The organism is Chitinimonas violaceus (genome assembly GCF_052601015.1).
Window position 1 is genome coordinate 1 of sequence record NZ_JBQXDJ010000178.1, and the last position, 1,315, is coordinate 1,315.

The following is a 1,315-nucleotide window of genomic DNA, read 5'->3' on the forward strand; positions in this document are numbered from 1 at the left end:
TAACTTGATGGCTTCCGCTCGGTATTCCGACGTATAGCTTTGTGTTTCTCTCTTACTCACCGCAGCCTCCTGTTGGCTCAAGTTTACCAATCAGGTGTGTCTACGGAATTCAGGCTACCTCACATTTCGGTGTCGCCGTTATTGTTTTTCATGGGTAATTCCTGTTGATTGTGTTAACCACCTCGTGGAGCACCCGCGTTAGCAGGGGCTCGGCGTGAGGGTTAACTAGTGGGCCTGGTTGTTGTTATTCGCCAGCATAGGCTTGTTCAATGTGGTCTCGCGCCTGTCCCAGGTATCCAATGGCTTTATCTAGCGCTGCTATTTTGTGATTCAAAACCTTGCCTTCTTTGCCCCGTCTCAGGTCATACGGAAGACTGGCCAAGTGGTCCGTCTCTTCGCAATATGCAAAGTCAACAACGCTAAGTAGTGCGGATATCTTTACTGAGGCGGTTACAAGCTTTGCTTTAATTTCTTGGTTCATGACGGGGAGACCTTTTCAAAGCTTTGTTTAAGCAATACGTTGCGAATAAGATTTCCGGCGCGGAGTGCAGTGATAGGTTTAATGCCGAAGGCACGCAGGGTTCGATAGATGCTGTAGTGCATGGCTAGGCTCCTGGCTTAGGCAGATAAGATGTGCGGGCCGCAGCGGTATACGTCGTCATCAATAACCACGTCCCCGGATATCTGCAGGAGTGTGATTGCTATATCCAATTTGCTCCCGGCTTGTGGGCACAAAACGAGAAGCTCGCCCCAAGTGAGGCCAGACTTATGCCGCATTAATGCTTCAAGAACGGCTGAACGGCTTGAATTGATTGTGCAATGGGCATTCATGCGTATTCATTCATCAAGTTCAGGTTGTCCAGCGTCTGCGAGTCGAATGGCTCAAGCGGTAAAAAGTTGTAGGTAATGCCGTTAGGGCACATGGCGGTATAGATTGGTAGTGAACTCCACGACCCCGTGCTGGTTGTTACCCAGTGAAAATCACCAAGCTCGGCCAGGAGCACTTCGTTAGAGCAAAAGCAGGAAATGAAAACATCACATTCGGATAACGCTTTTGGGACAATGACTTGAAAGCAAGTAATCCGCTTTGCTCTTAGTTCTCTGTTAAGTTTTTCGTGCAAATCAATTTGCGCTCTTGCTGCAATAAGGCTTTCCTGCATGCGATTTGAAATGACTTCTTGTCTCTGCAGTGAATCCCCCCGGATAGTGAGGAGGCTCCATTTCTTGAGAGAATGGAGTTATGAAGAAGCCAACCAAGTATTCGCCAGAAGTCAAAGAACGCGCTGTCCGTATGGTTTTTGAACATCGGTCAGAG

2 protein-coding genes are annotated in these 1,315 nt (G+C 48.3%); both read right to left on the bottom strand.

From position 1 onward, the window contains the following. Positions 1 to 244 precede the first annotated feature (244 nt). Positions 245 to 481 carry a hypothetical protein gene (locus tag ACUHMQ_RS20760; RefSeq protein WP_445297343.1) on the bottom strand — a complete coding sequence of 79 codons (237 nt, stop codon included), beginning with the start codon at positions 479 to 481 and terminating at the stop codon, positions 245 to 247. 346 nt (positions 482 to 827) lie between these two features. Further along, on the bottom strand, positions 828 to 1,160 hold the full coding sequence (locus tag ACUHMQ_RS20765) for a hypothetical protein (RefSeq protein ID WP_445297344.1): 333 nt from the start codon (positions 1,158 to 1,160) through the stop codon (positions 828 to 830). Positions 1,161 to 1,315: the final 155 nt, after the last annotated feature.

What these genes read in the sequence shown, in the direction of transcription:
- ACUHMQ_RS20760 (WP_445297343.1), bottom strand. Translation starts at nt 481, where the DNA reads ATGAACCAAGAAATTAAAGCAAAGCTTGTAACCGCCTCAGTAAAGATA.
- ACUHMQ_RS20765 (WP_445297344.1), bottom strand. Translation starts at nt 1,160, where the DNA reads ATGCAGGAAAGCCTTATTGCAGCAAGAGCGCAAATTGATTTGCACGAA.